The sequence below is a fragment of the Alphaproteobacteria bacterium genome (assembly GCA_017308135.1).
GTDB lineage: Bacteria > Pseudomonadota > Alphaproteobacteria > CACIAM-22H2 > CACIAM-22H2 > Tagaea.
This window is the reverse complement of the sequence record JAFKFM010000006.1, coordinates 588,784-614,799: the sequence shown is the minus strand read 5'-3', so window position 1 is coordinate 614,799 and position 26,016 is coordinate 588,784. Positions and strand designations below refer to the sequence as shown.

The window sequence follows — 26,016 nt, the reverse complement described above, 5'->3', positions numbered from 1 at the left end:
CCTACCACGCCGATTTTTCGATATGGCGGCGGGCGATAAAGGCGTAGAGGCGGCGGAACGCCGCGTCGAATTCGCGCGGCTCGTCGCCCGTATTGCGCCACGTATCGACGATTTCCTGCCAGGGAACCAGCGCGAAATGCAGCTTGTTGCGCCGTTCGCCGATGTGGCGCAACGCGACATCGACACTGCGCAAGGCGCCGGTCGCGTTGGCCAGCGTCGCATCGATCGCTTCGATCGCCGCGCGGAACTGGCCGATCGGCTCGCCCATCAGATCGACCACGCGGCGCATATCCTGAATGCCGGCGCGATCGCGCGCGCGGGCATGGGCGGCCGCATTCAAGCGTTCGCGGATCATGACCACGGCGGCGCTGCGCGCGCGCAAGACTTCGACCAGCGCCAGCCCATCGGTCAGGCGTTCGATGCGCGCCATCAATTCGCCTTTCTGCTCGGGCCGCATCTCGCAAAGGGACAGCAGGGTTTGCGTCACGCGGCCGGATTCGAGTTCGGCCACCGGATCCACGCCTTGCGCGTCGCCCAACGCCGCGGCCACCAAAGCCCGGGCCAGCCGCATTTCGGCCGCCGCGCGCTGCGCCGCGTCGGGCTTCCAGGACGCCGTGCCGTCGATGATCTCGGTCGGGATCGCATCGCCGGGCCGGATCACGCGGATCGCGCGCAGCGCCTTGGGCACGATGGACAGCAAATGTCCGTCGCGCCCTTCGGCGTCGATCGAGAAGGTTTTGCGCAGGCTGGGCAACGCGATGGCGCCGACGACGTCGCCTAGATCCATGCAGAACACCGGCGCTTGGTCGGTGTCGGGCCGGAAATGGGCGCCGGGCACGTTGAACACCCGATGCTCGAAGGAAAAATGGGTCAACGAATCGCCCGGCATCTTCACCCCCGTCCGCACAACTTCGAACCGAGGGGCGAATCGCGAGCCGGACTCGGCATCGTTTACAACTTACTTTTGATTTTGAGAATCGATGCGGCGGGAATCAAGAGACGAAAAGTCATACCAGATAACGATTTATTAATCGCTCTTACATAGAAGTAAACAACAAATACTCAGATAATTTTCGAGAAATCGTCGGATCAAGGCAGCGCGCCGGACCAGCCGGCCTTGCCGGTCGCCTCGTGCAGATCGACATAGCCCGAGGCGACGCGTGCCAGCCCGGCAAGCACGGCGAGCTGCTTGGGCGCGAAGATGCGCGGCTTGATGTCGAACACGCAAAACGCGCCCAGCACGAAACCATCGGCGGTGCGCAACGGCGCCCCGGCATAGGCGCGCACATGCGGCTCGCCCAATACGGCGGGATGATCGCGCACCAAAGGATCGGTGCTGGCGTTTTCGATCGTCAGCGGCTTGCGATCACGCACGACATATTGGCAGAAGGATTCGTCGCGCGTGGTTTCGCGCTTCGCCGGCCCCGCGACCGATTTCAGGACCTGCTTGTCGGCGCTGATCAGCGACACGGCAGCCGCGGGCACGGCGAAATAGTCGCGCGCCCAGGCCGTGAGCCTATCGAGGGCGGGATCGTCGGGCGTGTCCAGCAGCCCGCAATCGCGCAGCGCGTAAAGGCGCAACATCTCGTTCAGCGCTTCCGAGGCGGTCGGATTGCCGGTCTCGCCGGCGGGCGGCATTTGGGTCATGACGCGAATATGGCTCCCGGAAGCCGTCGATCAATAGCAGATCGGCACGGCCGCCAGGACGCGAAAATTCTATGGATCGCGCTGGATCGGACCCGACGCGAAAAATCGCGCCAGCAAGCCCAGCACCGCGTCGCGCGCCTGGAATTGCGGCTGATGCGCGCAATCGGGGATCAACCGCGTTTCGCAGGGCCCCGTCACGGCGCGCGCGATCCGCGCCAATTGATCGGGGGAGCCATATTCGTCGTCCGCGCCTTGCAACGCCAAAACCTGGGCCCCAACAGGTCGAATATCGGCCTCGATATTCCAGAACGCGAACGGCGCCGACAGCCAGATATCCGCCCAGGCGAAAAACAACGCCTCGGTGCCCGTCCCGTGATAGCGCGCCAGACGTTGCTTCAAATCGGTCGTGCGCCAGGCTGCGACGGCCTTTTCGATGCCCGCGCGCGTCACTTTCTCGACGAAAACATGCGCCGCCATCGTGGCGATACGGTGGTAGCGCGTGGGATCGAGCGCACCCGCCAGCAACGCGATCGACCCGCCATCGGAATGACCCAGCAGATCGGCCGACGCGATCCCGGCCGCGTCCAACACCTCGCCCAGCACCCGCGCCTCGCGATGCAGATAGTCGCTGCGGCGCTTCCGCAAGATCGGATCGGACACGCCATGGCCGAACCGTTCATAGACGAAGCCCGGCCGCTTGGTGGCCGCGCACAGCGCATCGGGAAAATCACGCCATTGCGCGATCGAACCCAGGCCTTCGTGCAGAAAGACGATCGGCGTGCCGGAAGCGGCGTCGGGCCAAATCCGGCGAAAGGCGACGCGGCCTTGCGATAACTCCAGGCGGTCGTCCATCGCGGCGCTTTCTTGACCTATCGGAAACTTCCAGGCTTAACTTGATGTATCGCCGAACGGGACCGGCGTCGAACGGCGGACTATAGCCCAGCCGGACGCGGCGGATAGTGTTCCGACGGAACGGGGAAGAACGGGACGTCGATACGATGCCGATTCCGGCCGATCGCGCGCAGGATACGTTTCCCAAACTGCTTCGGCGCAACGCGGATTTGCGCGCGATGCGCGTGGCGATGCGCGAGAAGGAATTCGGCATCTGGCAGAGCTGGACCTGGGCGGCGATGGAAGCCGAGATCCGGAATCTGGCGAAGGGCCTGGCCGCCATCGGCCTGAAGCGCGGCCAGACGATCGCGCTGGTCGGCGACAACCGGCCCAAACTCTATTGGGCGATCTGCGCCGCGCAATGCTTGGGGGCCATCCCCGTACCCGTCTATCAAGACGCGGTCGCCGACGAGATGGCGTTCGTGATCGGCCATGCCGAAACGCATATCGCCATCGCCGAAGATCAAGAACAGGTCGACAAGCTGCTGGCCATCGCCGCGAAGACGCCGGCACTGACCCGCATCGTCTTCACCGACGCGCGCGGCATGCGCAACTACGCCGATCCCGCCTTGATGGGCTACGACGCGCTGATCGAAGCGGGCGCCACGATCGAAGACGCTTGGCTCGACGCCGAAATCGCCAAGGGCAAGGGTTCGGACGCATCGGTGATGCTTTACACCTCCGGCACCACCGGTCAGCCCAAAGGCGTGCTGCTGAGTTTCGATAACGTGATCCGCACGGCCGAGAACGCGATCGCGTTCGACAAGCTAAGCGAGGCCGACGAGATCCTCGCCTATCTGCCGATGGCCTGGGTCGGCGATCATATTTTCTCGTATGCCGAGGCTTACGTCGCCGGGTTCTGCGTCAATTGCCCCGAATCCGGCGCCACGGTGATGACCGATTTGAAGGAAATCGGGCCGAGCTTCTTCTTCGCGCCCCCGCGCATTTTCGAAAATATCCTGACGCAGGTGTCGATCCGCATCGAGGATGCGAGCGCGCTCAAGCGCTGGCTTTACCGGCATTTTATGGCCGTGGCGAAGCGCACCGGCATCGCGCTGATGGACGGCAAGCAAGTCTCCGCTTTCGACCGGCTGCATTACGCGCTGGGCGAAATCCTCGTCTACGGGCCGATCAAAAACGTGCTCGGGCTTTCGCGCATGCGCCTGGGCTACACCGCCGGCGAAGCGATCGGCCCGGATATTTTCGATTTCTACCGCTCGCTCGGTCTCAATCTCAAACAGCTCTACGGCGCCACCGAGACGTCGGTCTTCATCTGCATGCAGCCCGACGGGCAGATCAAATCCGACACGGTTGGCGTCGCGGCCCCCGAGGTCGAGATCAAGATCGCCGAGAACGGCGAAGTGCTGGTGAAATCGCCCGGCGTGTTCGCGGCCTATTACAAGAATCCCGACGCAACCGGCGGCGCCAAAACGCCGGATGGCTACTACCGCACCGGCGACGCCGGCTTCTTCGACCGCGACGGTCATTTGAAGATCATCGACCGCGCCAAGGATGTCGGCCGCCTGACCGACGGCACGCTGTTCGCGCCGAAATACGTCGAGAACAAGCTGAAATTCTTCGCTTACGTGAAGGAAGCGGTCGCGTTCGGCGACGGGCGCGACCGCGTCGCCGTGTTCGTGAATATCGACCTCGACGCCGTCGGCAATTGGGCCGAGCGCAACGGCATCGCCTATGCGAGCTACCAGGAACTCGCCGCGAAGAAGGAGGTCTACGATCTGATCGGCACTTGCGTCGAACAGGTCAATCGCGATCTCGCGAGCGATCCGCAGCTCGCGGGTTCGCAAATAAGGCGCTTCCTGGTGCTGCATAAGGAGCTCGATGCCGACGACGGCGAATTGACCCGCACGCGCAAAGTGCGGCGCGGCTTCATCGCCGAGCGCTACGCAAAGCTGGTCGAAGCGCTTTATTCGAACACCGACCGCGCGCATATCTCGACCGCGATCACCTACGAAGACGGACGCAAAGGCCGGCTCGACGCGGATTTGATGATTCGCGACGTGAAGGTGGCGGCATGAGCGAGATTCTGCTCAAGGTCGAGAACGTGTCGCTGGGCTTCGGCGGCGTAAAGGCGTTGAGCGAAGTGTCGTTCGACATCGTGAAGGGCGAAATCCGCGCGATCATCGGGCCCAACGGCGCGGGCAAATCGTCGATGCTGAACTGCATCAACGGCTTCTATCAGCCCAGTGCGGGGCGCATCGTCTACAAGGGCGTGGAACGCAGCGCGATGCGCCCCCATGCGGCGGCCGCGGGCGGGATCGCGCGCACCTTCCAGAACATCGCGCTGTTCAAGGGCATGTCGACGCTCGACAACATCATGACCGGGCGCTTGCTGAAGATGAAACGCGGCTTCTTCTGGCAATGCCTGCATTGGGGCCCGGCGCGCGCGGAGGAAATCGCGCATCGCGAATTCGTCGAGCGGATCATCGATTTTCTGGAGATCCAAGCGATCCGCAAAACGCCCGTCGGGCGCCTGCCCTATGGTTTGCAGAAACGCGTGGAGCTGGGCCGCGCGCTCGCCGCCGAGCCCGAATTGCTGCTGCTCGACGAGCCGATGGCCGGCATGAATCTCGAGGAGAAAGAGGATATGTGCCGCTTCATCCTCGACGTGAACGAGGAGTTCGGCACGACGATCGCGTTGATCGAGCACGATATGGGCGTGGTCATGGACATCTCCGACCGCGTGGTCGTGCTGGAATACGGCCGCAAAATCGCCGACGGCACGCCCGATGCGGTGAAAGCCGACAAGCGCGTCATCGACGCGTATCTGGGCGTCGCGCACGAATGAGGGGCCGATGATCGACATTCTGTTCGGCCCGCTGAAGGAGATCTGGGAATTCCCCGCGTTCTTCGCCGAGGTCGTGATCGGCGGCTTGTTGTCGGGCGTGATGTACAGCCTGGTCGCTTTGGGCTTCGTGCTGATCTTCAAAGCGTCGGGCGTGTTCAATTTCGCGCAAGGGGCGATGGTGCTGTGCGCGGCGCTGACCTTCGTCGGCTTCGAGGAGTTGGGCGCGCCGTTCTGGCTCGCGTTGATCCTGACATTGGGCGTGATGCTGCTGATGGCGCTGGCGATCGAGCGGCTGGTGCTGCGCCCGCTGGTCAATCAAGCGCCGATCATCCTGTTCATGGCGACGATCGGCGTGACCTTCTTCATCGACGGGCTGTTTCAGACGATCTGGGGATCGGACGTGAAGCGCCTGGACGTCGGCATTCCCAAAGATCCGATCGAGTTCGCCGGCGTGCAGGTCAATAGTTTCGATATCGTCGCGGCGCTGATCGCGGGGGCACTGGTCGCCGGGCTCGCCTTCTTCTTCCAATCGACGCGTATCGGCCGGGCGTTGCGCGCCGTCGCCGACGACCATCAAGCGGCACAGTCGGTCGGCATTCCGCTGCAAACGATCTGGGTCATCGTGTGGGCGGTCGCGGGCCTCGTCGCCCTCGTCGCCGGGACCATGTGGGGCTCGAAACTCGGCGTGCAATTCTCGCTCGCCCTGATCGCGCTGAAGGCGCTGCCGGTGTTGATCCTGGGTGGGTTCACGTCGATCCCCGGCGCCATCGTCGGCGGCCTCATCATCGGCATGGGCGAGAAAGTGGCGGAGGTCTATTGGGCGCCGGGCATCGGCGGCGGGATCGAGGATTGGTTCGCCTATATCCTCGCCCTCGTCTTCCTGATGTTCCGGCCGCAAGGCCTGTTCGGCGAAAAAATCATCGAGCGCGTGTGATGCTGTATCGCGAATCAGGCCAATTCAAATCCGACTACGCCGCCGATCAGGCGATCTTCCCGATCCGCCAAGACCGCATCGGCATGGCCGCGATATTGTTCGCCGCCTTCGTCGTGGTTCCGCTGATCGCCGATCATTATTTCCTGTCGACGATCCTGATCCCGTTCCTGATCTTCGCGCTGGCCGCAATCGGCCTGAACATATTGACCGGCTATTGCGGGCAATTGTCGCTGGGGACGGGCGGCTTCATGGCGTGCGGCGCCTTTGCCGCCTACAAACTCGCGACCGCCTTCCCCGAGTTGAATATTGTGTTCGTCTTTCTGCTGTCGGGCGGGGTGGCCGCCGCCGTGGGCGTGGTGTTCGGCGTGCCGAGTTTGCGCATCAAGGGCTTCTATCTGGCGGTCGCCACGCTGGCCGCGCAGTTCTTTTTGATCTGGCTGTTCACCAAGCTGCCCTGGTTCACGAACTATTCGAGCTCGGGCGTCATCTCCGCCCCGCCGCGATCGGTGTTCGGCTTTTACGTCACGGGCATCGAAGCGACGGCGGAAGCGAAATACATTTTCTGCCTGACGCTCGTCGCCGTCCTGGCGCTGGTCGCGAAAAACCTCGTGCGCGGGCGGATCGGCCGCGCCTGGATGGCGATCCGCGACATGGATATCGCGGCGGAGATCATTGGTATTCGCCCGCTACGCACCAAGCTGCTCGCCTTCGCGGTGTCGTCTTTCTATTGCGGCGTGGCGGGGGCGCTATGGGCGTTCATCTATACGAGCTCGGTCGAAGCGCTCGCCTTCGACATCAACCGATCCTTCCAGATCCTGTTCATGATCATCATCGGCGGTTTGGGTTCGATCCTCGGCTCGTTCCTGGGGGCCGCGTTCATCGTGCTGCTGCCGATCTTCCTCAACGTCGTACCGACGTCGCTGGGCGTGCCGCTCTCCACCGCCACGATCGCGCATTTCGAATACATGATCTTCGGCGCGCTGATCGTGTTCTTCCTGATCGTCGAGCCGCACGGCCTCGCGCGCCTCTGGCAATTGGCCAAGGAAAAGCTGCGTTTGTGGCCCTTCCCGCATTGAGCGCGACCCCCCGCGACAAAACGGCGCGCCCGATGTTGAATTCGGGCTTGGTCTGGCATAACTCTTTGCCCAAACCCACAGCATCGAGGCTCGACAGATGAAGCTCCCCCTCGCCGCCGCGTTTCTTGCGTTCGCCGCTTACGCCACCCCCGCCCAAGCCGCCGACGCGGCCGCGGGCGAAGCCGCGTTCAAGCGCCTGTGCTCCGCCTGCCATATCGTGACGGCCGAAGGCCGCCGCGGCGTGGGGCCGACGCTGTTCGGCGTCGTCGGCCGCCACTCGGGCAAGGTCGAAGGTTTCCGCTACTCGGCCGCCAACCAGAAGGCCGATCTCGTCTGGACGCCGGAAGTGCTGGACAAATACTTGATCAATCCGCGCGAGATCGTGCCCGGCACGACGATGGCCTTCGCCGGTATCCGCAACGAGACCGAGCGCGCCAACGTCATCGCGTATCTTGCGACGCTGAAATAAGCGCCGGTGCGGCGCAGCCGCATCCCGCTTCGCCCGCCGCTTTCGCTTCCTGGTCGTCGACGCAGCACGCGTCGGCGACCGTCGCGGGCCCCCCGCAACACCCCGCCGCCGCCGCCGGCACGCTGGCGGCTTTGACGCGCACGGTCGTTTTGACCGGCCCCGCGCACACGCCCGTTTCGGGCAGCACCAGTTCCACGCGCCGCGCGGCGATCACGTCGCCCGCCAGTTCCGCCACGATCGAGCGCACCTGTTCGTAGCCGGTGGCGAGCAGGAAGGTCGGCGCGCGGCCATAGGCCTTCATGCCGGCGAGATAGAAGCCCGGATCGGGATGCGCCAATTCGGCCGCGCCATGCGGGCGCACCGTGCCGCAGGAATGCAGATTGGGATCGATCAGCGGCCCCAACGCGGCCGGGCATTCCAACGCGGGATCGAGCGACAGCCGCACTTCGCGCAGCATGTCGAGATCGGGCCGGAAGCCGGTCGCGACGATTAGCTCGTCGGCATCGACCCGGCGGTCGCCCGCGCGCAACACCAAGCCCGGCTCGATCGCGTCGAGATGGAAGCCCTTCTCGACCTCGATCCGGCCCGCCGCGACAAGCTCCGCGATTTCGCTGCCGAGCGCCCCGCGCGCGGCCAACGCATCGGCCGAACCGCCGCCGAAAGCGCGTTCCAGCCGCATGCCGCGATAGAGCCAGACGATCCGCGTGCCCGGCGCGGTTTCAGCCAGGGCTGCGAGTTCGATCAACGTGCCGATCGCCGAATGCCCGCCGCCCAGCACGGCGATGCGCTTGCCCGCATAGCGCGCGCGCGCCGCCCCCGCGATATCGGGCATGCCATAGGAAATATGGGCCCCGTTCGCCGCTTCGCCCGGTGCGGCCCGGCCATCGGCGCCCGCCGGGTTGGGCGCGAACCAGGTGCCCGAGGCGTCGATCACCGCATCGGCGCGGAACCGCGAAGGACCGTCGGGCGTATCGACGATCAGCTCGTAGGGCGCTTGCGCGCGGCCCGCGTTCTTGACCTTGTCGATGCCCGCACGCCCGATCGAACGAACCGTGTGGCGATAGCGCACGGCCTTGCGCATCGCGTCGGTCGCGGCGAGCGGCGCCACATAATGCGTCAGCAATTCGCCGCCGGTCGGGTGGGCGTTATCGTCGGGCCGCGTCCAGCCGGTCTTCGCCAGCAGGCGCGCACCCGCCGCATCGATGTTCAACGACCAGGTCGAGAACATCGGCACATGCGCCCATTGGGCGATGGCGTGGCCCGCCGCCGCTCCCCGTTCGAGAACGATGGGCTCGATCCCGTACTCCAAGGCGTGGGCGGCGGCGGCGAGGCCGACGGGCCCGGCGCCGACGATGGCGATACGCTTCACAGGGTGCATTTGAATCTCCGTATTTCTGGAAGGTTGGAAATTATGGATAAATTCACGCGGCTTTGCCGTCGCGCGCGGCGCAGCTCGATTCGACGCAGCACTCGGCCACGAGGAAATCGACCAGCCCGCGCATCAGCTTGAAGTCGGCGGTGCAGATCAGCGTCGTACGCTCGCGCGTTTGCCGGACGAGACCGGCCGCGCACAGCGCCTTCAGATGGTGCGACAGCGTGGAGCCGGGCAAGTCCAAACGCTGCTGGATGCGGCCCACGGGCAAGCCTTCCTCGCCCGCGCGCACGAGCAGACGGAAAATCGCCAGGCGCGTGGAATTGCCCAAGGCTTCGAGATGTGCGGCGGCGGTTTCGGTCTTCATGACGCGAATATGTCATCGCGCGGTCATCGAGTCAACTGTATTTCTGGAATATTCGAAATATAAATTCGGACTTGAGGCCGAAAACTCATTTTGATATTTTTAAAAATATGAAAGATACGCATGTCATCGACGCGCTCGGCGCCTTGGCGCAAGCGACACGGCTGGGGGCCTTCCGCGCCCTCGTCGCCGCCGGGCCGGATGGACTTGCGGCCGGCGATCTGGCCCGCGCGCTGGACGTGCCGCCGCCCACGCTTTCGTTCCATCTGCGCGATCTGGAAAACGCCGGCCTGATCGCCTCGACGCGCGAAGGACGTTCGATCCGCTACACGGCGGATTTCGAAGCGATGACCGCTTTGGTCGGCTTCCTGACCGACAATTGCTGCGGCGGCAATCCCGCCCTTTGCGCGCCGGCGAAAGTCTGCCCGCCCGTCAAATCCCCTGCCCCTCGAACCAAGAGCGCCGTGCGATGACCGACGATGTCAAAAACGTCCTGTTCTTGTGCACCCACAACTCCGCGCGTTCGGTGATGGCCGAAGCGCTGCTGAACAAGCACGGGAAGGGCCGCTTCAAGGCCTATAGCGCGGGGTCTTTCCCGTCGGGGCGGATCAACCCGTTCGTCGAAGCGCTGCTGCAACGCATGGGCTTCGACACGTCCGGCTTCCGATCGAAAAGCTGGGACGAATTCGCCAAGCCGGGCGCGCCGGTGATGCATTTCGTGTTCACGGTCTGCGATCAGGCGGCGGGTGAAGCCTGCCCGATTTGGCCCGGCCAGCCGATGACCGCGCATTGGGGCTTCCCCGATCCGTCGGGCGTCCAGGGCAGCGACGCGGAAAAAGCGGCCTTCACCGCCGACGTGTTCCGCATGATCGAGCGGCGCATTCAAATTTTCGCCAATCTGCCGCTGGCGACGCTGTCGAAGCTGGAGATCCAGCGCAAGATCGACGAGATGGGCAAGAACAAGGAACCGGCGTGACGCGCGGCGAAAGGCTGCTTGCCGAGTTCGCGGGTACGGCGTTTCTGCTCGCCGCCGTCGTCGGTTCGGGCATCATGGCCGAACGTCTCGCGGACGGAAACGTGGCGCTGGCGCTGCTCGCCAACGCGTTCGCGACGGCGGGCGTGCTCTATGCGCTGATCGCCACGTTCGGCCCCGTCTCGGGGGCCCATTTCAATCCGCTGGTGTCATTGGCGATGGTCGGCCGCGGCGATCTGCCCAAAGCCGATCTTGCCCCTTACATCGCCGCGCAGATCGCGGGTGCGGTGCTGGGCGTCGTGATCGCGCATTTGATGTTCGGCCTGCCGCCGCTGATGGAAGGCGTAAAAATACGCAGCGGAGCGAGCCAGTTCCTGGCGGAAATCGTCGCGAGCTGCGGCCTGCTGATGATCGTGCTGCGCGTTTCGGCGGCCCAAGCGCCTTCCGCCGTCGCTTGCTACATCGCCGGCGCCTATTGGTTCACGGCGTCGACCAGTTTCGCGAATCCGGCGGTGACGCTGGCGCGCGCGCTGACGGACAGTTTCGCCGGTATCCGCTCTGCGGACGTGCCCGCCTTCGTCGCCGCGCAATTGATCGGACTGGGCATTGCGTATTTCGCGCTGCGGCGGGCCCGATAAACACCCTTACCGGTCCGTGGAATTCGGGCTATCGTTCGATCACGACGGCATAAAAAAATGCGCCGCGTCATCGATACGATACAGGGAGAACGCCCATGAAGTTCGCGAAACTCGGGCTCGTCTTCGCCGCCGCGGCTGTCGCCGCCGGTGCGCTGTCGGCCCCGACACCGGTCCTGGCCCAAGCCCAGGAACAATTCATCCCCGCCCTCGTCTACCGCACCGGACCTTTCGGCCCGAACGGCACGCCCTTCGCCGACGGCTTCGTCGATTACTTCAAGATGATCAACGCGCGTGACGGCGGCGTGAACGGCGTGAAATTGACTTGGGAGGAATGCGAGACCGCCTACAACACCGATCGCGGCGTCGAATGCTACGAACGCCTGAAGGGCCGCGGGTCGTTGGGCGCCACGGCGATCGTGCCGCTGTCGACGGGCATCACCTACGCGCTGATCGAGCGCACGGCGGCGGATAAGATCCCGCTGCTCACCTCCGGCTATGGGCGCTCGGATTCCTCCGACGGGCGGGTCTTCCCGTGGACCTTCACGTTGCCGGCCACCTATTTCTCGCAGATGGACGCCATCGTGTCGTTCATCAAAAGCAAGGAAGGCGGCAATCTGCGCGGCAAGAAGATCAGCTACATCTATCACGACAGCGCCTTCGGCAAGGAACCGCTGCCGGTGATCCAGCGCCTGGCGAAGGAACAGGGATTCGAGCTTTCCGAATTCCCCGTTCCCAATCCCGGCGTGGAGCAGAAAGCGATCTGGCTGCGCATCGGCCGGCAGATCCGCCCCAACTACGTGATCATGTGGGGCTGGGGCATCATGAACCCGACCGCGATTCAGGAAGCGGCGTCCGTCGGCTTCCCGCGCGACAAGTTCATCGGCGTGTGGTGGGCGGGTTCCGAACAGGACGTGACCCCGCCCGGCGATCTCGCCAAGGGCTATCTCGCGGCGAATTTCCACGGCTCGGGCAAGGACTACAAAGTCATCCGCGACATCGAGAACCATGTCCATAAAGCGGGCCAAGCCACCGGCGACGGCAAGCATATCGGCACGGTTCTCTATAATCGCGGTGCGGTGAACGCGGCGATGATCGTCGAGGCCGTGCGCACCGCGCAGGAAAAGCACGGCAAGGGCAAGGCCATGACGGGGGCGCAAGTGCGCGACGGGTTCGAGGCGCTGAACCTCGACACCACGCGCCTCGCGTCGATGGGCTTCGAAGGCTTCATGCCGCCCTTGAAGCTTTCCTGTGGCGATCACGAAGGCGGGGGCATCGTCCGTATCCAGCAATGGGACGGCAAGAAGTGGAATTGGGCGTCCGACTGGATCGAGCCCAACCGCAAGATGGTCCGCGAAATGTACGAGGCGAGCTCCGGGCAGTACGCGCGCGAGAAGAACGTGACTCTGCGCAACTGCGCCAACCAGAGCTGACGTCACGCAACGAAGGGGCGGATCGGCGACGATCCGCCCCTTTTCTTTCGCACGGGTCTTGCTTGCTCGCCGTCCGCAATATCGAAGTCATCTACGACCACGTGATCCTGGTGCTGAAGGGCGTGAGCCTGGACGTGCCCAAGGGCGGCATCGTGGCGTTGCTGGGCGCCAACGGTGCGGGCAAATCGACGACGCTCAAATCGATTTCCAATCTGCTGCGCGCCGAGCGCGGCGACGTGACCAAAGGCACGATCGAATACAAGGGTCAGCGCATCGACGGGCTGACCCCCAACGATCTGGTCAAGCGCGGTGTGATCCAAGTGATGGAAGGCCGCCATTGCTTCGGCCATCTGACGGTCGAGGAGAATCTGCTGACCGGCGCCTATACCCGCGGCGACGGGCGCACGGCGATCGCGCGCGATCTCGAAAAGGTCTACGCCTATTTCCCGCGCTTGAAAGAACGGCGCAAATCGCTAGCGGGCTACACCTCGGGCGGCGAACAGCAAATGACGGCGATCGGCCGCGCGCTGATGGCCGCCCCGGAAACGATCCTGCTCGACGAACCTTCGATGGGCCTCGCCCCGCTGCTGGTCGAGGAGATTTTCGAGATCGTCGCGCGGCTCAATCGCGAACAGGGCGTGTCGTTCCTGCTGGCCGAGCAGAACACGTCGATCGCGCTGCGCCACGCGCATTACGGCTATATCTTGGAAAACGGGCGCGTCGTGCTCGACGGTACGGCCGAAGCGTTACGCGGCAACGCGGACGTGAAGGAGTTCTATCTCGGCGTTTCGGGCGCGGGCCGCAAATCCTTCCGCGACGTCAAACACTACAAACGCCGCAAACGGTGGCTGGCGTGAGCGCATTCTACGATGCACGCGAAACCCGCGATGCCGCCGCGCGCGAAGCGGAGCTATTCGTGGGTCTGCGCCAGCAGATCGCGCATGCCAAGGCGAACGCGCCTTATTTCACTCGCACGCTGGCGGGCGTCGATCCTGCATCAATCGTCGATCGCGCGGCGCTGGCCGCGTTGCCGGTATTGCGTAAATCCGATCTGATCGAGTTGCAGAAGAACTCGGCCCCCTTCGGCGGTTTGACCGCCGTGGCGAGCGGCGCGCTGGGCCGCATCTTCATGTCGCCGGGCCCGATCTACGATCCCGAAGGCAAGCGCGGCGATTACTGGCGCATGGCGCGCGCGTTATGGGCGGCGGGTTTCCGGCGCGGGATGATCGTGCACAACGCCTTCAGCTATCATTTGACCCCGGCCGGTTCGATGCTGGAAATGGCCGCCCAAGCGATCGGCTGCGCGGTCGTCCCCGCCGGGGTTGGCAACACCGAGCTGCAACTACGCGCCATCGCCGACATAAAGCCCGACGCCTATGTCGGTACGCCGTCGTTCCTGAAAATCCTGTTGGAGAAAGCGGCGGAGACCGGCAGCGATATTTCGTCGATCAAACGCGCGGTCGTGTCGGGCGAAGCTTTGCCCAAAGCCTTGCGCGCCGAGTTCACGGCGCGCGGCATCGCCGTGCTGCAATGCTACGCGACCGCCGATCTGGGTTTGATCGGCTACGAGAGTGCGGCCGACGAAGGCTTGATCCTCGACGAATCGGTTCTGGTCGAGATCGTGCGGCCGGGAACCGGCGAGCCCTTGGCGCAAGGCGAGGTCGGCGAAGTCGTCGTGACGACGCTCACGCCCGAATATCCGTTGATCCGCTTCGCCACCGGGGACCTATCGACGTTCGTGCCCGGTGTTTCCGCTTGCGGACGCACGAATGCGCGACTGCGCGGCTGGATGGGCCGCGCCGATCAGACGACGAAGGTGAAGGGCATGTTCGTCCATCCCGGCCAAGTGGCCGAGGCGGCGAAACGATCCGGCCTCGCGAAATTCCGCTTGGTCGTGACGCGCGACGGCGACAACGATTTGATGACCCTGCGCGTCGAAGCGCCGCCAAGCGATTCGCTTGCCGCCAAGCTGGCGAGCGACCTCACGGCGCTCACCAAGCTCAAAGGGGCGATCGAATTTGCGAAGCCGGGCACCCTGCCGAATGACGGCAAGGTGATCGAGGATCTGCGGAAATACGATTGAGAGGTTAGCGGTGCGCCGCCGCGGCCATGACGGCCGGGTGGGTCGCGATCAGCGACTCCGACGAGCGGCCGAGCGCCCAAGCCAGCGCACCCAGAGCTGCCACCATCGAAACCATCGACACGAACGCCAACATTTTTCTCTCCATGACGGCCGGGTCATGTCCCGGCGCGAACGCAGGGGAAGATGCGCCACCTTTTGGCGAATGACTTGCGATAAGCCGCGAGGCAAGGCATGCGCTTTGCGCATGTATCGAGACGAATTGGATGCACACAACGCGCAACTGATCCGTTTCAGTCACGAATTTACAAGCGGTTACAATAGCTTGGCAAAAATCACGATTTGGCCATAAACGCGCCCGAATAGCGCCCGATCCGGCCCGTTATATGCGCATCGACGGAACGACGGTGATCGCGCACACAAAGGTTCCGCCGACCTCTCGCCCGAGACGGACTCCCCGGACTCCAGTCCCCTCGGGAACTTGCGCGAAGGCGGGTTGGGGCGTGGATGTATCGCCCCGCCCGCCGATTTTTTTCCCCTGCTTTTTCCTTCTCCTCGCATCTTCGATAGATTGCGCCCCCATGATCGGTCGCGCCGCGTTCGAAGCCCATGATCTCGCCTGTCTGCGCGGCGGGCGGATCGTGTTCCGGCAATTGGATTTCCGCGCCGAGGCCGGCGGCTTGCTGGTGCTGCGCGGCCCCAACGGCGCGGGCAAATCCAGTCTGCTGCGGATGATGGCGGGCTTGATCGGGCCCGCGCATGGCGCGCTGCTGTGGAACGGCGAAGACATCGCCGACGATCCCGACGCGCACCGCGCGCGCGTTTCCTATGCGGGGCATAGCGACGCGCTGAAACCCGCCCTCACCATCGCCGAGCATCTGGTTTTTCACGCACGCTTGCGCGGCCAAGCGGCCGACAAGATCGGCGCGGCACTCGACGCGTTCGCGCTGACCAAACTTGCCGATCTGCCGGCAAGGTTGTTGAGCCAAGGCCAGCGCAAGCGCGTGGCGCTCGCGCGGTTGATCGCCGCCCCCGCGCCCTTGTGGCTGCTCGACGAGCCGACCAACGGGCTCGACGCGGAGTCGACCGCGCGTTTGGAAACCGCCATCGCGGCACATCGCGAAAGCGGCGGCATCGTCGTCGCCGCGACGCATTTGGATTTCGCGGGCGCCGAAGCCGTCACGTTGACGCTGGGCGAACGGAAAGCCGCATGAGCGCCGCTTTCGCCCTGATCGCGCGCGATGTGCGGATGGCTTGGCGCCACCCGAACGAGATCGCGACGATCCTCGCCTTCTTCGTCATCGCCGCGTCGCTTTTTCCGTTCGGCATCGGGCCCGAGCCGCAAATCCTGGCGCGCGTCGCCATCGGCATCGTGTGGGTGACCGCCTTGCTCGCGTGCCTCATGTCGCTCGACCGCTTGTTCCAGGCGGAGGCGGAGGACGGCTCGCTCGATTTGCTGGTCACAGCGCCTGCACCGCTCGAACTTCTCGCTTTGGCCAAAGTCGCGGCGCAATGGATCACCACGGCGCTGCCGTTGATCGCGATTTCGCCCATCGTCGCGACGATGCTGCATCTGCCGGCGGAAGGTTACGCGACGCTGCTGCTGACCCTGGTGCTGGGCACGCCCGGCCTGTCGCTGTTCGGCGGGATCGGCGCCGCTTTGTCGGTCAATGCGCGGCGCGGCGGCGCGCTGCTCGCCCTGATCGTACTGCCGCTGACGGTACCCATCCTGATTTTCGCGGTCGCGGCGGTCGATGCGGCGATCGCGGGGCTGAGCCCGCGCCCCCATCTTTTCCTGCTGGCGGGCTTGTCGGTCTTCGCCCTGACGATCGCCCCCTTCGCCATGGCGGCATCGTTGCGCCAGGCGGCGGAATAACCCCCGCGATGCGGTGTTCAACTTCCCGGGCACCGCGCCATCTTGTCGCCTTCATTGGGTTGGATTTTCACATTCCCGCGCGCCATAGTCCCCCCATCGCGACGCAGGAAAAACCGCAGGTTTGCCCGTGAATTGGCATCGTTTCGCCAGCCCCGCCAATTTCAAGCGGTTGTCCGCCCGGATCTTTCCCTGGGCGGCCGGCGGCGCGGCGTTGTGCCTGGGCTACGGCTTGTATCAAGCGCTGTTCGTTTCGCCGCCCGACTACCAGCAAGGGCAGAGCGTACGGATCATGTATATCCACGTGCCCGCCGCTTGGATGGCGATGTTCGTCTACGCGAATCTCGCATTGGCGGGGGCGGCGACGCTCGTTTGGCGCCATCCGTTGGCGGAAGTCGCGGGCCGCGCCATCGCACCCATCGGGGCGGCGTTCACCTTCCTGTGCCTCGCCACCGGCTCGCTGTGGGGCAAGCCGATGTGGGGCACGTGGTGGGAATGGGATGCGCGCCTGACCTCGGTGCTGATCCTGTTCTTCGTCTATCTCGCCTATATGGCGCTCAACAACGCGTTCGACGACGCGACGCGAGGGAGCCGCGCTTCCGCCGTGCTCGCCCTCGTCGGTGCCGTCAATCTGCCGATCATCAAATTCTCGGTCGATTGGTGGAACACGCTGCATCAGCCCGCCTCGGTGATGCGGCTCGACGGGCCGGCGATCCATCCGTCGATGCTGTGGCCGTTGCTGGCGATGGCGGTCGGCTACACGCTGCTCTTTGTTGTGTTGGCGCTGGTGCGCATCCAAGCCGAATTGATCGAGCGGCGCTTGGGCGCCCTCGTCCAGGCGCGCTTGTCGGGGAGCCCCGCGCTATGAGCGAGTATTTCGCCATGGGCGGCTACGCGATCTATGTGTGGACGAGCTACGCGCTGACGGCCGTGGTGGTGATCGGCCTGGGCGTGTCGAGCTGGCGCCGTTTGCGCGGGCTGGAAGCCGATCTCGCCGCGTTCGAGCGCGAGGACGCGCCATGAAACTTCCCAAAGCGCGCGCCGCCAAACGCCGCCGCATGGCCGTGCTGCTGCTGGCGATGATCGGTCTCGGGACCGCCGCCGCGTTGACGCTGACGGCGTTCGACGATCATCTCGTGTTCTTCCGTACGCCGACCGACGTGGCGACGCATAAGGCGCCGCTCGACCGCCAGATGCGCATCGGCGGCTTGGTCGAAGAAGGCTCGCTGGAACGCGTCACGGGCAGCACCGAAGTCAAATTCCGCGTGACCGATCTGGAGCACGCCGTGCCCGTCGTCTATCGCGGCGTGTTGCCCGATCTGTTCCGCGAAGGCCAAGGTGTGGTCGCCAACGGCAAGCTCGCGGCCGACGGCGTGTTCACCGCCAGCGAAGTGCTGGCGCGCCACGACGAAAACTACATGCCGCCCGAAGTCGCCGAAGCGCTGAAGCGTTCGGGGCGCTGGCAGCATACCGAACCGCCGGGGGCGAAGAACTGACATGGCGCCCGAGCTTGGCCATATCGCGTTGATCCTGGCACTTTGCGTGGCGCTGATCCAATCGGTGCTACCGCTGGCGGGCGCGCAAGCGCGCGACCCCGCCTTGATGGCGACGGCCAAGCCCGCGGCCTATGCGCAGTTCTTCCTGGTCGCCTTGGCGTTCGGCTGCCTGATCTATTCCTTCGTCGTTTCCGACTTCACGGTCGAAAACGTGGTGCGCAACTCGCACTCCGCGAAGCCCATGCTCTACAAGGTCAGCGGTTCGTGGGGAAATCACGAAGGCTCGATGGTGCTGTGGGCGCTGATCCTGGCGCTGTTCGGGGCGGCCGTCGCCGCGTTCGGGCGCAATCTGCCGCCGGGTTTGAAGGCGCGCACCTTGTCGATCCAGGCGATGATCGGTGTGGCCTTCCTCGCCTTCATCGTGTTCACGTCGAACCCGTTCAATCGCGTGTTCCCGCCGCCGCCGGACGGGCAGGACCTCAATCCGTTGTTGCAGGATCCCGGTCTCGCCTTCCATCCGCCGCTGCTTTATCTCGGCTATGTCGGCTTCTCGATCGTGTTCGCCTTCGCGATGGCGGCGTTGATCGAAGGCCGCGTGGATGCCGCCTGGGCGCGCTGGGTGCGGCCCTGGACGCTGGCCGCGTGGTCGGCGCTGACCGGCGGCATCGCGCTCGGCTCCTGGTGGGCCTATTACGAATTGGGCTGGGGCGGCTGGTGGTTCTGGGACCCGGTCGAGAACGCCAGCTTCATGCCCTGGCTGGTCGGTGCCGCGTTGCTGCATTCGGCGATCGTCGCGGAAAAGCGCGACGCGCTGAAGACCTGGACGATCCTGCTCGCCATTCTCGCTTTCGCGCTGTCGCTGGTCGGCACGTTCCTCGTGCGATCGGGCATTCTCACCTCCGTCCACGCTTTCGCGGTCGATCCCAAGCGCGGCGTGTTCATCCTGGCGATTCTGGTGATCGCCGTCGGCGGCTCGCTGGCGCTGTACGCATGGCGTGCCCCGATGCTGAAAGGCGGCGGCTTGTTCCAGCCGATCAGCCGCGAAGGCGGGCTGGTGCTGAACAATCTGCTGCTGGGCACGGCGACCGCGACCGTGTTCATCGGCACGCTGTATCCCTTGTTCCTGGAAGCGATCGGCGGCGCCAAGGTTTCGGTCGGCCCGCCCTTCTTCAACGCGACCTTCGTGCCGTTGATGGTGCCGCTGCTGATCGCCGTGTCGTTCGGGCCGATGATGGGCTGGAAGCGCGCGGAACTGGGGGCGGTGTTCCAGCGCCTGTGGGTGGCACTCGCACTCAGCCTCGGCGTGATCCTGCTGACGCTCGCCGTCGACAATACCCGCCATGTCCTCGCCGCGTTGGCGATGGGCCTCGCCGCATGGCTGATCTTCGGCGCGTTGGTCGAATGGGCGGAACGCGTGAAGCTGTTTCGCGCCCCGCTCGCCACCGTGTGGTCGCGCGCGGTCAATCTGCCGCGCGCCGCCTGGGGCATGACCATCGCGCATGCGGGGCTGGGCCTGATGGTGCTCGGCATCACCGGCTCGACCGCGTGGCAGACCGAAGTGATCCGATTGGTACGCGCGGGCGACGCGTTCGACGTCGCGGGCTATAGCTTCGTGTTCAAAGGCACGCAGCGCCAGGAAGGACCGAACTACATCGCCACGCGCGCGGTGTTCGAGGTTTACAAGAACGAACGCCTTTACGCGGTGATGACGCCGGAGAAACGCCTGTTCCCGGCGGCGGGTTCGACGACGACCGAAGCCTCGATCCGCACGAATCTGCTGGCCGATCTTTACGCCACGATCGGCGATCCCGAGGGCGCGGGCCAGCCCGGCGCTTCGGGTCCGCCCGCCTTCCTGACCATGGCGGGCCAGGACGTCGCGTGGACCGCGCGCATCTATCACAACCCGCTGGTCCCCTGGGTGTGGCTGGGCGCGCTGGTGATGATGATCGGCGCGGGCGTATCGCTCACCGACCGGCGCCATCGCGTGGGCGCCCCACAGCGTTTGCCGCACGCCGCACTGCCGACGGCGGCCGAATGAAGCGTCTCCTGTTCATTCTGCCGCTGCTCGTCTTCGCGGGCGTGGCGGTCTATTTCGGTTTCGGCCTGACGCGCGATCCCAGCAAGATCCCGTCGGCGCTGATCGACAAGCCGATCCCCGAATTCGCGCTGCCCGAAATCGCGGGCACGGGCAAACCCGCGCTGACCAGTGCCGGCCTGAAAGGTGAAGTGGCGCTGGTCAACGTCTTCGCATCGTGGTGCGCGCCGTGCCGGATCGAGCATCCGATTTTCATGCGCCTCGCGCGCGACAACGCCGTGCCGATCTACGGCATTTCCTACAAGGACAAGGCCGAGGATTCGGCCAAATGGCTGCGCGAGCTCGGCAACCCCTATAAGGCGATCGGCTGGGATTTCGACGGCCGCGTCGCCATCGATTGGGGCGTCTACGGCGTGCCGGAGACGTTCGTCGTCGACAAGACCGGCACGATCCGTTTCAAGCATGTCGGCGCGGTCACGCCCGACATGCTGAACAACCAAATCCTGCCGCTGATCGAAGAATTGAAGCGCAAACCATGAAGCGGCTCGCTTTCCTGTTGATGCTGATGGCGGGCCCGGCTTTGGCCGTGCTGCCCAGCGAACGGCTCGCGGACCCCGCACTCGAAGCGCGCGCGCGCGCCTTGAGCTTGGAACTGCGCTGTCAGGTTTGCCAGAACCAATCGATCGACGATTCCAACGCGCCCTTGGCCGCCGATCTGCGCCGTTTGGTGCGCGAGCGGTTGGTCGCGGGCGACAGCGACGCGGGCGTGCTCGACTATGTCGTGCGCCGCTACGGCGATTACGTGCTGCTGCGTCCGCCGATGCGCGAGGATACGGCGGTGCTGTGGTTTGGCCCGTTGGCGATCCTGTTATTGGGCGCGGCGGGCGCCTTCGTCTATCTGCGCCGGCGCAAACCCGCCGCCGAAGCGCCGCTCAGCGCGGAAGAAGAAGCGCGTTTGAAGGCGATCGTGGAGCGCCGCGAATGATCTGGGCGCTGGCGATTCTTCTGGCGGTCTCGAGTATCGGCGCCGTGTTGTGGCCGCTGCTGCGGCCCAAGGCGAACGCGCAATCGCGCGCCGAGTTCGACAAGGAAATCTATCGCGACCAATTGGCCGAGATCGATCGCGACATGGCGCGCGGCGCCATCGGCGAAGCGGAAGCCAAAGCCGCGCGCGCGGAAATCGGCCGGCGCTTGCTGGCGGTCGCGAACGAAACGGCCGAAGGCAGCGTGGCGCAGCCCGCTTTGCGTAAACTCGCGGCGCTGCTGGTGCTGGCTTTGCCGCTGGCGGGTGTGGCGCTTTACGCCGATCGCGGCGCGCCCGGCCTGCCCGGCCAGCCTTTGGCCGAGCGGCGGATGCAAGGCCCCGATGAAGGCGAAAGCGATCGCCAGCAGATCGTGCGTTTCGCGCAAACGATGCGCGAGCGCACGGCGCAAGACCCCAACGATCTGGAAGCCTGGATACGTTTGGCGCAAGCGACGAGCGCCATCGGCCAAACCGCCGAAGCCTTGACCGCGTGGCGCAAGGCCGACGAGATCGCCGGCAAACCGCCGGAGATCGCCGGGCTGCTGGGCGAAGCGGCGGTCGCCGCCAATGACGGCAACGTGACGCCGGAAGCCGAAGCGGCCTTCGCGCGCGTGCTGGAAGTGGCCCCCGGCGATCCGCGCGCGCGTTTCTTCACCGGCTTGGCGCGGCTGCAAGCGGGGCAAGCGCGCGACGCCGTGCGGATTTGGTTCGATCTGATCGCCGCCTCGCCCAAGGACGCGCCCTGGGTCGAAACCGTGCGTGCGCGCATGGAGGAAGCGGCCAAGGAATCGCGCATCAATCTGCGCGGCCTTCGCGCCACGGCCAATAATCCGCCGGCCCAGATCACGCTGGGCCCGCCGTCGATCGTGCCGCCCGGCGGCGCGGGCATCGCCGCCTTGCCCGACGCCGATCGCCTCGCCGCCATCCGCACGATGGTCGAATCGCTCGCGACGCGTCTCGAGGCGCAACCCGACGATCTGGATGGCTGGCGGCGTTTGGCGCGCAGCTGGCGCGTGCTGGGCGAGAAGGACAAGGCGCTTACCGCTTTCGCGCGCACGGCCGCGATCGTGCCCAACAATGTCGGCGTGCTGCAGGACTACGCCGATGCGCTGCTCGATCTGGTGCCCGAGGCCGAGCGCTTGCCCGAGCCGGGGCGCGTCGCGATGGCGCGCTTGTTGGAGCTTGAGCCCGCGAACCCGGCGGCGCTGTGGCTCAACGGCCTCGACGCCGCGAACGCGGGCAACAAGCTGGCGGCGACGGCGTTGTGGCAACGTTTGCTCGACACGATCCCGGCGGATTCGCCCGCGCGCGCCGATTTGACCGAGCGCATCGAAAAGCTGAAACGCGCCGAATAGTCAGACCGCGGCGATATACGTCCGCAACGGTGCCGCGCGGCCGGCGATGGGAATCTCGCCAAGGTCGGTCAGCCGCGCGCGAAGCCCCGCATCACGCAGCCCCGCGACCACATCGCCCGAAACCAGCAAGCGCGCGCGCCGGGCGCCCGCTTCGGTTTCCAACCGCTTGGCGACGTTGACCGCATCGCCGAGATAGACGATCTCGCGCCGCACGTCGCCGATTTCGCCCACCGCCACCGCGCCGCCATGCAAGCCGCCGCGAAAGCGCGGCGCGATACCGAAACGCGCGACGTAATCGGGGGCGAGCGCATCGAGGGCGGCGATCGTCGCGATGGCGCCTTTGACCGCGTCGTCGGCGCGCGCGATGGGCCAAGTCACGACGATCTCGTCGCCGATATAGCGATGGATTTCGCCGCGCGATTCGAGGATCGGCGGCGTCGCGTCGAGTATCGCGCCGCCCAAGAGTTCGAGGAAACGGGGGGCGCCGAGTTTCTCCGCAGCGGCGGTCGAGCCTTCCATGTCGAGAAACAGGAAGAGCCGCGATTCCTCGCGCGGGCGATGATAGCGACCGATCATCAGCCGCCACAAATTGCCTTTGCCGAGCAAGCGGTCGATCGACAGATAGGACGACGCGGCCGCCAGCAGCGCGAAGCTGAACGCGATATCGGCCAGGAATTCCGGCACGCGGCTGGCGTTGGGATAGGGCATCGACCAGCGCATCAGCACGAGGCCGGCAAGGATCGCCGCCCACCACGCGACGAAGCGCGCGAGCAGCGAAATCGCGAAGGGTGCCGCGCGCAAGCGCCGCCCGGCGGGCCCATCGACGACGTAAGATTCGAACAAGCCGATCGCCAAGCTGATCGGCAGGCCCGCGATCACGCCGCGGATCGCCCCGCCTTGCGAACCTTCGGGCCCGCCCATGAACGCGCCGTAGATCGCGCTCAGCACCGTCGCCAGCGCCGTCAAAATCGCGACGAGGCGCGCGCGCTTGCTCATGCTCGGCTCGCGCGATCGACGCGATAGGCAGCGGCGAGGATGAATTTCACGTCGCCTTTGTCGTTGGTCAGCGGCAAGGAAAGACGCTCCCAAGTTTGCGGCTCGTCGTTCTTGCCGAACCACGCGGCATAGACGCGCCAATAAGGGCGTTGCGTGCGCCGCACGAGGCGATATTCGGCGCGCAGCAGGCTCGCCTGCTCGGTCGGGAGATCATCCACATTGGCGCCCGTCATGTCGATGCCGAACGCCTTGCGGAACGACGTGCCGTAAAAACCGTAGCGGAAATTCTGCGCGGCGCGCACTTCGATGACGATCAGATTGCGCGCCCAATCGGACAGGCCTTCGACGCCGAAGGTCTTGGCGCGCGGAATGCTGCCGCTGGCCGGGCAATGGCGCAGCCAGTAACGGAACAGGCCGCGCAGGCCCACATGTTCGATGGAAGCGAGAAGTTCGGCGCTCATGGAGCGCAAATTATACGGCGATTCGGAGATTTGCGCCGGGGCCGCCGCCCTGGCCATTCCATCTTTGGAGATGGGCATTCATTCGGGGGCGGGTTGGTGGAGCCGATCGGGATCGAACCGACGACCTCCTCATTGCGAACGAGGCGCTCTCCCAGCTGAGCTACGGCCCCGGCCGCCCGAATGAATGGCGCGGGATAATGTCGGGGGGGCCAGCGTAAGTCAAGCGACGGATTATCGTGGCCTTGCATGGACTTGGCCGGTCCGATAGGTTGCGACTCCGATTTCGCAGGCGGAGGGGAAACGATGCAATCCCTGGGTATTCTGATCGCGACCGCGATCTCCATCTATATCTGGATTTTGATCGCCTCGGCGATCCTGTCCTGGCTGCTGGCGTTCAACGTGTTGAACCCGCGCAACCAGGTCGTCGGCACGATCGGCGATTTCCTTTACCGGATCACCGAACCCGCCTTGCGGCCGATCCGCCGCTTCGTGCCGTTCATCGGCGGGATCGATATCTCGCCCGTCGTGTTGATCCTGCTGCTGATCTTCGCGCGCAATCTGGTCTACGAGTATTGGCTGTGACCGCACGGCAGATCGACGGCAAGCAAATCGCCGCCGATCTGCGGGCGGCCATCGCCCTGGGCGTGGACGAGCTGGAGGAAGCCCATCGCGTGACGCCGGGTCTGGCGGTCGTGCTGGTGGGCGAAGATCCGGCGAGTCAGGTCTATGTCCGCAACAAGGGCAAGGCGACGCTCGAAGCGGGCATGAAAAGTTTCGAGCACAAGCTGCCCGCGACGACGACCCAGGCCGAATTGCTGGAAATCGTCCAGCGCATGAACGCCGACGATTCGGTCGACGGCATTCTGGTGCAGTTGCCGCTGCCCAAGCATATCGACGCCAACGCGGTGCTCGACGCGATCCATCCCGACAAAGACGTCGACGGTTTCCACCCGATCAATGCGGGGCGTCTCGCGATCGGCCGGCCGGGGCTTGTGCCCTGCACACCGTCGGGCTCGATGCGGCTGATCCGTTCGGTCGAACCGAAGCTCGCGGGCAAGCATGCCGTCGTCATCGGCCGCTCGAACATCGTCGGCAAACCGATGGCCCAATTGCTGCTCGCCGCCGATTGCACGGTGACGATCGCGCATTCCAAGACCGCCGATCTGCCCGCGATGGCGCGCCAGGCCGATATTCTGATCGCCGCCGTCGGAAGGCCGGAGATGGTGACCGGCGATTGGGTCAAGTCGGGCGCCATCGTGATCGATGTGGGCATCAATCGCGTGCCCGCGGCGGAAGGCAAAACCAAGCTCGTCGGCGACGTGCATTATGCCTCGGCCACCGAAAAGGCCGGCGCGATCACGCCCGTGCCCGGCGGCGTGGGGCCGATGACCATCGCGTGTTTGCTGGAAAACACGCTGCGCGCGGCGAAGCTGCGCCGCGCGATCAAACTTTAGGCGACTTTACGCGTCGTTTTGGCGGGATGCTTACGCTCGGCAACGACCGAGAACTTTAAGCCCAACGCACCCAGCACCGTCTGGATCGTCTCATGGCGAGGCTTGGCGCCCGCGCTCAACGATTTATAGAGGCTTTCGCGCCCCAAACCGCTGCGCGCGGCAATCTCCGCCATGCCGCGCGCTTTCGCGACATCGCCCAAGGCGGCTAAAAATACGTCAGGATTCGGATCGGCGGCAGCGGCGGCAAGATACTCGGCGACCACAACCGGATCGTCGAGATAAGCCGACACATCGAACACACTCGTACGAACCTTCTTCATCTTTCGTCTCCATCCCACGTCAAACCTTCGGCCAAGCGGCGCGCTTGCGCGATATCCCTGTTCTGGCTCGACTTGTCACCGGCACAAAGCAACAGAATCACGATCTGTCCCTTCCGCATGAAATAGACCCGATAACCGGGCCCGGCATGCACCCGCATCTCCGAAATGCCGCCACCGACCGGCCCGCAGTCGCCAAAATGGCCAAGCGACAACGAACGAAGCCGCGCCAGAATCCGCGCTTTCCCAATCGGATCGCGCAGCTTGTCGAGCCAACGCGCGAATATGTCGGTCTTGTCGAGCCGGTACATACCCGGCCATTGTA

Annotated in this window: 31 protein-coding genes and 1 tRNA gene; 22 read left to right on the top strand and 10 right to left on the bottom strand. The window is 65.0% G+C overall.

What is annotated here, in order from left to right:
* Position 1: 1 nt before the first annotated feature.
* The 3 genes from J0H39_03325 to J0H39_03315 form a co-directional block, all read right to left on the bottom strand.
* Positions 2-874 carry a hypothetical protein gene (locus tag J0H39_03325; protein MBN9495764.1) on the bottom strand — a complete coding sequence of 291 codons (873 nt, stop codon included), beginning with the start codon at positions 872-874 and terminating at the stop codon, positions 2-4.
* Between the two features lie 215 nt (positions 875-1,089).
* The gene (locus J0H39_03320; protein ID MBN9495763.1) at positions 1,090-1,647 is read right to left on the bottom strand and encodes a GAF domain-containing protein; all 558 of its coding nucleotides are present in this window, start codon (positions 1,645-1,647) and stop codon (positions 1,090-1,092) included.
* Between the two features lie 69 nt (positions 1,648-1,716).
* The gene (locus tag J0H39_03315) at positions 1,717-2,499 is read right to left on the bottom strand and encodes an alpha/beta hydrolase (GenBank protein ID MBN9495762.1); all 783 of its coding nucleotides are present in this window, start codon (positions 2,497-2,499) and stop codon (positions 1,717-1,719) included.
* Between the two features lie 146 nt (positions 2,500-2,645).
* On the opposite strand from J0H39_03315, the gene J0H39_03310 reads away from it, so the two are divergent.
* The 5 genes from J0H39_03310 (at position 2,646) to J0H39_03290 (ending at position 7,823) form a co-directional block, all read left to right on the top strand.
* Complete coding sequence (locus tag J0H39_03310; GenBank protein MBN9495761.1) at positions 2,646-4,574, top strand: AMP-binding protein; 1,929 nt, start codon at positions 2,646-2,648, stop codon at positions 4,572-4,574.
* Entirely contained in the window at positions 4,571-5,344 is a 774-nt protein-coding gene (locus J0H39_03305) for an ABC transporter ATP-binding protein (GenBank protein MBN9495760.1), read from the top strand. Before J0H39_03310 ends, J0H39_03305 begins: the two co-directional genes overlap by 4 nt.
* A gap of 7 nt (positions 5,345-5,351) precedes the next feature.
* Positions 5,352-6,278, top strand: coding sequence for a branched-chain amino acid ABC transporter permease (locus J0H39_03300; GenBank protein ID MBN9495759.1), 927 nt, complete (start codon positions 5,352-5,354; stop codon positions 6,276-6,278).
* Complete coding sequence (locus J0H39_03295; protein ID MBN9495758.1) at positions 6,278-7,354, top strand: branched-chain amino acid ABC transporter permease; 1,077 nt, start codon at positions 6,278-6,280, stop codon at positions 7,352-7,354. Before J0H39_03300 ends, J0H39_03295 begins: the two co-directional genes overlap by 1 nt.
* A gap of 97 nt (positions 7,355-7,451) precedes the next feature.
* Entirely contained in the window at positions 7,452-7,823 is a 372-nt protein-coding gene (locus J0H39_03290) for a cytochrome c family protein (GenBank protein MBN9495757.1), read from the top strand.
* Here J0H39_03290 and J0H39_03285 read toward each other — a convergent pair.
* Both J0H39_03285 and J0H39_03280 read right to left on the bottom strand, forming a co-directional pair.
* On the bottom strand, positions 7,795-9,201 hold the full coding sequence (locus tag J0H39_03285) for an NAD(P)-binding domain-containing protein (GenBank protein ID MBN9495756.1): 1,407 nt from the start codon (positions 9,199-9,201) through the stop codon (positions 7,795-7,797). The two genes, J0H39_03290 and J0H39_03285, sit on opposite strands and share 29 nt — an antisense overlap.
* A gap of 43 nt (positions 9,202-9,244) precedes the next feature.
* Positions 9,245-9,562: a helix-turn-helix transcriptional regulator gene (locus J0H39_03280; protein MBN9495755.1), complete on the bottom strand. Its 318-nt coding sequence runs from the start codon at positions 9,560-9,562 to the stop codon at positions 9,245-9,247.
* A gap of 107 nt (positions 9,563-9,669) precedes the next feature.
* Between J0H39_03280 and J0H39_03275 the strand changes: the two genes are divergently transcribed.
* The 15 genes from J0H39_03275 to ccmI all read left to right on the top strand — a co-directional run bounded on the left by J0H39_03275 (position 9,670) and on the right by ccmI (position 22,463).
* Complete coding sequence (locus tag J0H39_03275; GenBank protein ID MBN9495754.1) at positions 9,670-10,032, top strand: helix-turn-helix transcriptional regulator; 363 nt, start codon at positions 9,670-9,672, stop codon at positions 10,030-10,032.
* Complete coding sequence (locus J0H39_03270) at positions 10,029-10,535, top strand: arsenate reductase ArsC (protein MBN9495753.1); 507 nt, start codon at positions 10,029-10,031, stop codon at positions 10,533-10,535. Before J0H39_03275 ends, J0H39_03270 begins: the two co-directional genes overlap by 4 nt.
* A complete protein-coding gene (locus tag J0H39_03265) occupies positions 10,532-11,170 on the top strand; it encodes an aquaporin family protein (GenBank protein ID MBN9495752.1) in 639 nt (212 codons plus the stop codon). The genes J0H39_03270 and J0H39_03265 overlap by 4 nt, the downstream gene beginning before the upstream one ends.
* A gap of 95 nt (positions 11,171-11,265) precedes the next feature.
* Positions 11,266-12,600 carry an ABC transporter substrate-binding protein gene (locus J0H39_03260; GenBank protein MBN9495751.1) on the top strand — a complete coding sequence of 445 codons (1,335 nt, stop codon included), beginning with the start codon at positions 11,266-11,268 and terminating at the stop codon, positions 12,598-12,600.
* A gap of 62 nt (positions 12,601-12,662) precedes the next feature.
* On the top strand, positions 12,663-13,457 hold the full coding sequence (locus tag J0H39_03255) for an ABC transporter ATP-binding protein (GenBank protein ID MBN9495750.1): 795 nt from the start codon (positions 12,663-12,665) through the stop codon (positions 13,455-13,457).
* Positions 13,454-14,683, top strand: coding sequence for an AMP-binding protein (locus tag J0H39_03250; protein MBN9495749.1), 1,230 nt, complete (start codon positions 13,454-13,456; stop codon positions 14,681-14,683). Before J0H39_03255 ends, J0H39_03250 begins: the two co-directional genes overlap by 4 nt.
* A 578-nt stretch (positions 14,684-15,261) precedes the next feature.
* Positions 15,262-15,894, top strand: a complete 633-nt coding sequence (gene ccmA / locus J0H39_03245) for a heme ABC exporter ATP-binding protein CcmA (protein MBN9495748.1) — start codon at positions 15,262-15,264, stop codon at positions 15,892-15,894.
* Positions 15,891-16,556 (top strand): heme exporter protein CcmB, encoded by a 666-nt coding sequence (gene ccmB, locus J0H39_03240; GenBank protein MBN9495747.1) that lies wholly within the window; start codon positions 15,891-15,893, stop codon positions 16,554-16,556. The genes ccmA and ccmB overlap by 4 nt, the downstream gene beginning before the upstream one ends.
* 121 nt (positions 16,557-16,677) lie before the next feature.
* Entirely contained in the window at positions 16,678-17,421 is a 744-nt protein-coding gene (locus tag J0H39_03235) for a heme ABC transporter permease (protein ID MBN9495746.1), read from the top strand.
* Positions 17,418-17,576 (top strand): heme exporter protein CcmD, encoded by a 159-nt coding sequence (ccmD, locus tag J0H39_03230; protein MBN9495745.1) that lies wholly within the window; start codon positions 17,418-17,420, stop codon positions 17,574-17,576. The genes J0H39_03235 and ccmD overlap by 4 nt, the downstream gene beginning before the upstream one ends.
* A gap of 35 nt (positions 17,577-17,611) precedes the next feature.
* On the top strand, positions 17,612-18,049 hold the full coding sequence (ccmE, locus tag J0H39_03225; protein ID MBN9495744.1) for a cytochrome c maturation protein CcmE: 438 nt from the start codon (positions 17,612-17,614) through the stop codon (positions 18,047-18,049).
* 1 nt (position 18,050) lies between these two features.
* A complete protein-coding gene (locus J0H39_03220) occupies positions 18,051-20,087 on the top strand; it encodes a heme lyase CcmF/NrfE family subunit (protein ID MBN9495743.1) in 2,037 nt (678 codons plus the stop codon).
* Positions 20,084-20,623 carry a DsbE family thiol:disulfide interchange protein gene (locus tag J0H39_03215; protein ID MBN9495742.1) on the top strand — a complete coding sequence of 180 codons (540 nt, stop codon included), beginning with the start codon at positions 20,084-20,086 and terminating at the stop codon, positions 20,621-20,623. Before J0H39_03220 ends, J0H39_03215 begins: the two co-directional genes overlap by 4 nt.
* Positions 20,620-21,069 (top strand): cytochrome c-type biogenesis protein CcmH, encoded by a 450-nt coding sequence (locus J0H39_03210; protein MBN9495741.1) that lies wholly within the window; start codon positions 20,620-20,622, stop codon positions 21,067-21,069. The genes J0H39_03215 and J0H39_03210 overlap by 4 nt, the downstream gene beginning before the upstream one ends.
* Positions 21,066-22,463: a c-type cytochrome biogenesis protein CcmI gene (ccmI, locus tag J0H39_03205; GenBank protein MBN9495740.1), complete on the top strand. Its 1,398-nt coding sequence runs from the start codon at positions 21,066-21,068 to the stop codon at positions 22,461-22,463. Before J0H39_03210 ends, ccmI begins: the two co-directional genes overlap by 4 nt.
* On the opposite strand, the gene J0H39_03200 is transcribed toward ccmI, so the two are convergent.
* From J0H39_03200 to J0H39_03190, 3 genes are all read right to left on the bottom strand, one after another.
* Positions 22,464-23,459: an adenylate/guanylate cyclase domain-containing protein gene (locus tag J0H39_03200; protein MBN9495739.1), complete on the bottom strand. Its 996-nt coding sequence runs from the start codon at positions 23,457-23,459 to the stop codon at positions 22,464-22,466.
* A complete protein-coding gene (locus J0H39_03195; protein MBN9495738.1) occupies positions 23,456-23,920 on the bottom strand; it encodes a hypothetical protein in 465 nt (154 codons plus the stop codon). Before J0H39_03195 ends, J0H39_03200 begins: the two co-directional genes overlap by 4 nt.
* Positions 23,921-24,014: 94 nt before the next feature.
* Positions 24,015-24,090, bottom strand: a tRNA-Ala gene (locus tag J0H39_03190).
* Positions 24,091-24,223: 133 nt separating this feature from the next.
* Here J0H39_03190 and J0H39_03185 point away from each other — a divergent pair.
* The gene (locus tag J0H39_03185) at positions 24,224-24,502 is read left to right on the top strand and encodes a YggT family protein (protein MBN9495737.1); all 279 of its coding nucleotides are present in this window, start codon (positions 24,224-24,226) and stop codon (positions 24,500-24,502) included.
* Positions 24,499-25,374 (top strand): bifunctional methylenetetrahydrofolate dehydrogenase/methenyltetrahydrofolate cyclohydrolase FolD, encoded by an 876-nt coding sequence (gene folD / locus J0H39_03180; protein ID MBN9495736.1) that lies wholly within the window; start codon positions 24,499-24,501, stop codon positions 25,372-25,374. The genes J0H39_03185 and folD overlap by 4 nt, the downstream gene beginning before the upstream one ends.
* On the opposite strand, the gene J0H39_03175 is transcribed toward folD, so the two are convergent.
* Together J0H39_03175 and J0H39_03170 are read right to left on the bottom strand one after the other, a co-directional pair.
* Positions 25,371-25,694: a putative addiction module antidote protein gene (locus J0H39_03175; protein MBN9495735.1), complete on the bottom strand. Its 324-nt coding sequence runs from the start codon at positions 25,692-25,694 to the stop codon at positions 25,371-25,373. The genes folD and J0H39_03175 overlap by 4 nt on opposite strands.
* Positions 25,691-26,002, bottom strand: coding sequence for a type II toxin-antitoxin system RelE/ParE family toxin (locus J0H39_03170; GenBank protein ID MBN9495734.1), 312 nt, complete (start codon positions 26,000-26,002; stop codon positions 25,691-25,693). The genes J0H39_03175 and J0H39_03170 overlap by 4 nt, the downstream gene beginning before the upstream one ends.
* Between the last annotated feature and the right edge of the window lie 14 nt (positions 26,003-26,016).

Coding starts and splice junctions, on each gene's coding strand:
- J0H39_03170 (MBN9495734.1), bottom strand. CDS start 26,002: ATGTACCGGCTCGACAAGACCGACATATTCGCGCGTTGGCTCGACAAG.
- J0H39_03270 (MBN9495753.1), top strand. CDS start 10,029: ATGACCGACGATGTCAAAAACGTCCTGTTCTTGTGCACCCACAACTCC.
- J0H39_03195 (MBN9495738.1), bottom strand. CDS start 23,920: ATGAGCGCCGAACTTCTCGCTTCCATCGAACATGTGGGCCTGCGCGGC.
- J0H39_03185 (MBN9495737.1), top strand. CDS start 24,224: ATGCAATCCCTGGGTATTCTGATCGCGACCGCGATCTCCATCTATATC.
- ccmB (MBN9495747.1), top strand. CDS start 15,891: ATGAGCGCCGCTTTCGCCCTGATCGCGCGCGATGTGCGGATGGCTTGG.
- J0H39_03260 (MBN9495751.1), top strand. CDS start 11,266: ATGAAGTTCGCGAAACTCGGGCTCGTCTTCGCCGCCGCGGCTGTCGCC.
- J0H39_03295 (MBN9495758.1), top strand. CDS start 6,278: ATGCTGTATCGCGAATCAGGCCAATTCAAATCCGACTACGCCGCCGAT.
- J0H39_03215 (MBN9495742.1), top strand. CDS start 20,084: ATGAAGCGTCTCCTGTTCATTCTGCCGCTGCTCGTCTTCGCGGGCGTG.
- J0H39_03315 (MBN9495762.1), bottom strand. CDS start 2,499: ATGGACGACCGCCTGGAGTTATCGCAAGGCCGCGTCGCCTTTCGCCGG.
- ccmA (MBN9495748.1), top strand. CDS start 15,262: ATGATCGGTCGCGCCGCGTTCGAAGCCCATGATCTCGCCTGTCTGCGC.
- ccmI (MBN9495740.1), top strand. CDS start 21,066: ATGATCTGGGCGCTGGCGATTCTTCTGGCGGTCTCGAGTATCGGCGCC.
- J0H39_03175 (MBN9495735.1), bottom strand. CDS start 25,694: ATGAAGAAGGTTCGTACGAGTGTGTTCGATGTGTCGGCTTATCTCGAC.
- J0H39_03310 (MBN9495761.1), top strand. CDS start 2,646: ATGCCGATTCCGGCCGATCGCGCGCAGGATACGTTTCCCAAACTGCTT.
- J0H39_03275 (MBN9495754.1), top strand. CDS start 9,670: ATGAAAGATACGCATGTCATCGACGCGCTCGGCGCCTTGGCGCAAGCG.
- J0H39_03280 (MBN9495755.1), bottom strand. CDS start 9,562: ATGAAGACCGAAACCGCCGCCGCACATCTCGAAGCCTTGGGCAATTCC.
- ccmE (MBN9495744.1), top strand. CDS start 17,612: ATGGCCGTGCTGCTGCTGGCGATGATCGGTCTCGGGACCGCCGCCGCG.
- J0H39_03220 (MBN9495743.1), top strand. CDS start 18,051: ATGGCGCCCGAGCTTGGCCATATCGCGTTGATCCTGGCACTTTGCGTG.
- J0H39_03200 (MBN9495739.1), bottom strand. CDS start 23,459: ATGAGCAAGCGCGCGCGCCTCGTCGCGATTTTGACGGCGCTGGCGACG.
- ccmD (MBN9495745.1), top strand. CDS start 17,418: ATGAGCGAGTATTTCGCCATGGGCGGCTACGCGATCTATGTGTGGACG.
- J0H39_03285 (MBN9495756.1), bottom strand. CDS start 9,201: ATGCACCCTGTGAAGCGTATCGCCATCGTCGGCGCCGGGCCCGTCGGC.
- J0H39_03300 (MBN9495759.1), top strand. CDS start 5,352: ATGATCGACATTCTGTTCGGCCCGCTGAAGGAGATCTGGGAATTCCCC.
- J0H39_03320 (MBN9495763.1), bottom strand. CDS start 1,647: ATGACCCAAATGCCGCCCGCCGGCGAGACCGGCAATCCGACCGCCTCG.
- J0H39_03210 (MBN9495741.1), top strand. CDS start 20,620: ATGAAGCGGCTCGCTTTCCTGTTGATGCTGATGGCGGGCCCGGCTTTG.
- J0H39_03305 (MBN9495760.1), top strand. CDS start 4,571: ATGAGCGAGATTCTGCTCAAGGTCGAGAACGTGTCGCTGGGCTTCGGC.
- J0H39_03290 (MBN9495757.1), top strand. CDS start 7,452: ATGAAGCTCCCCCTCGCCGCCGCGTTTCTTGCGTTCGCCGCTTACGCC.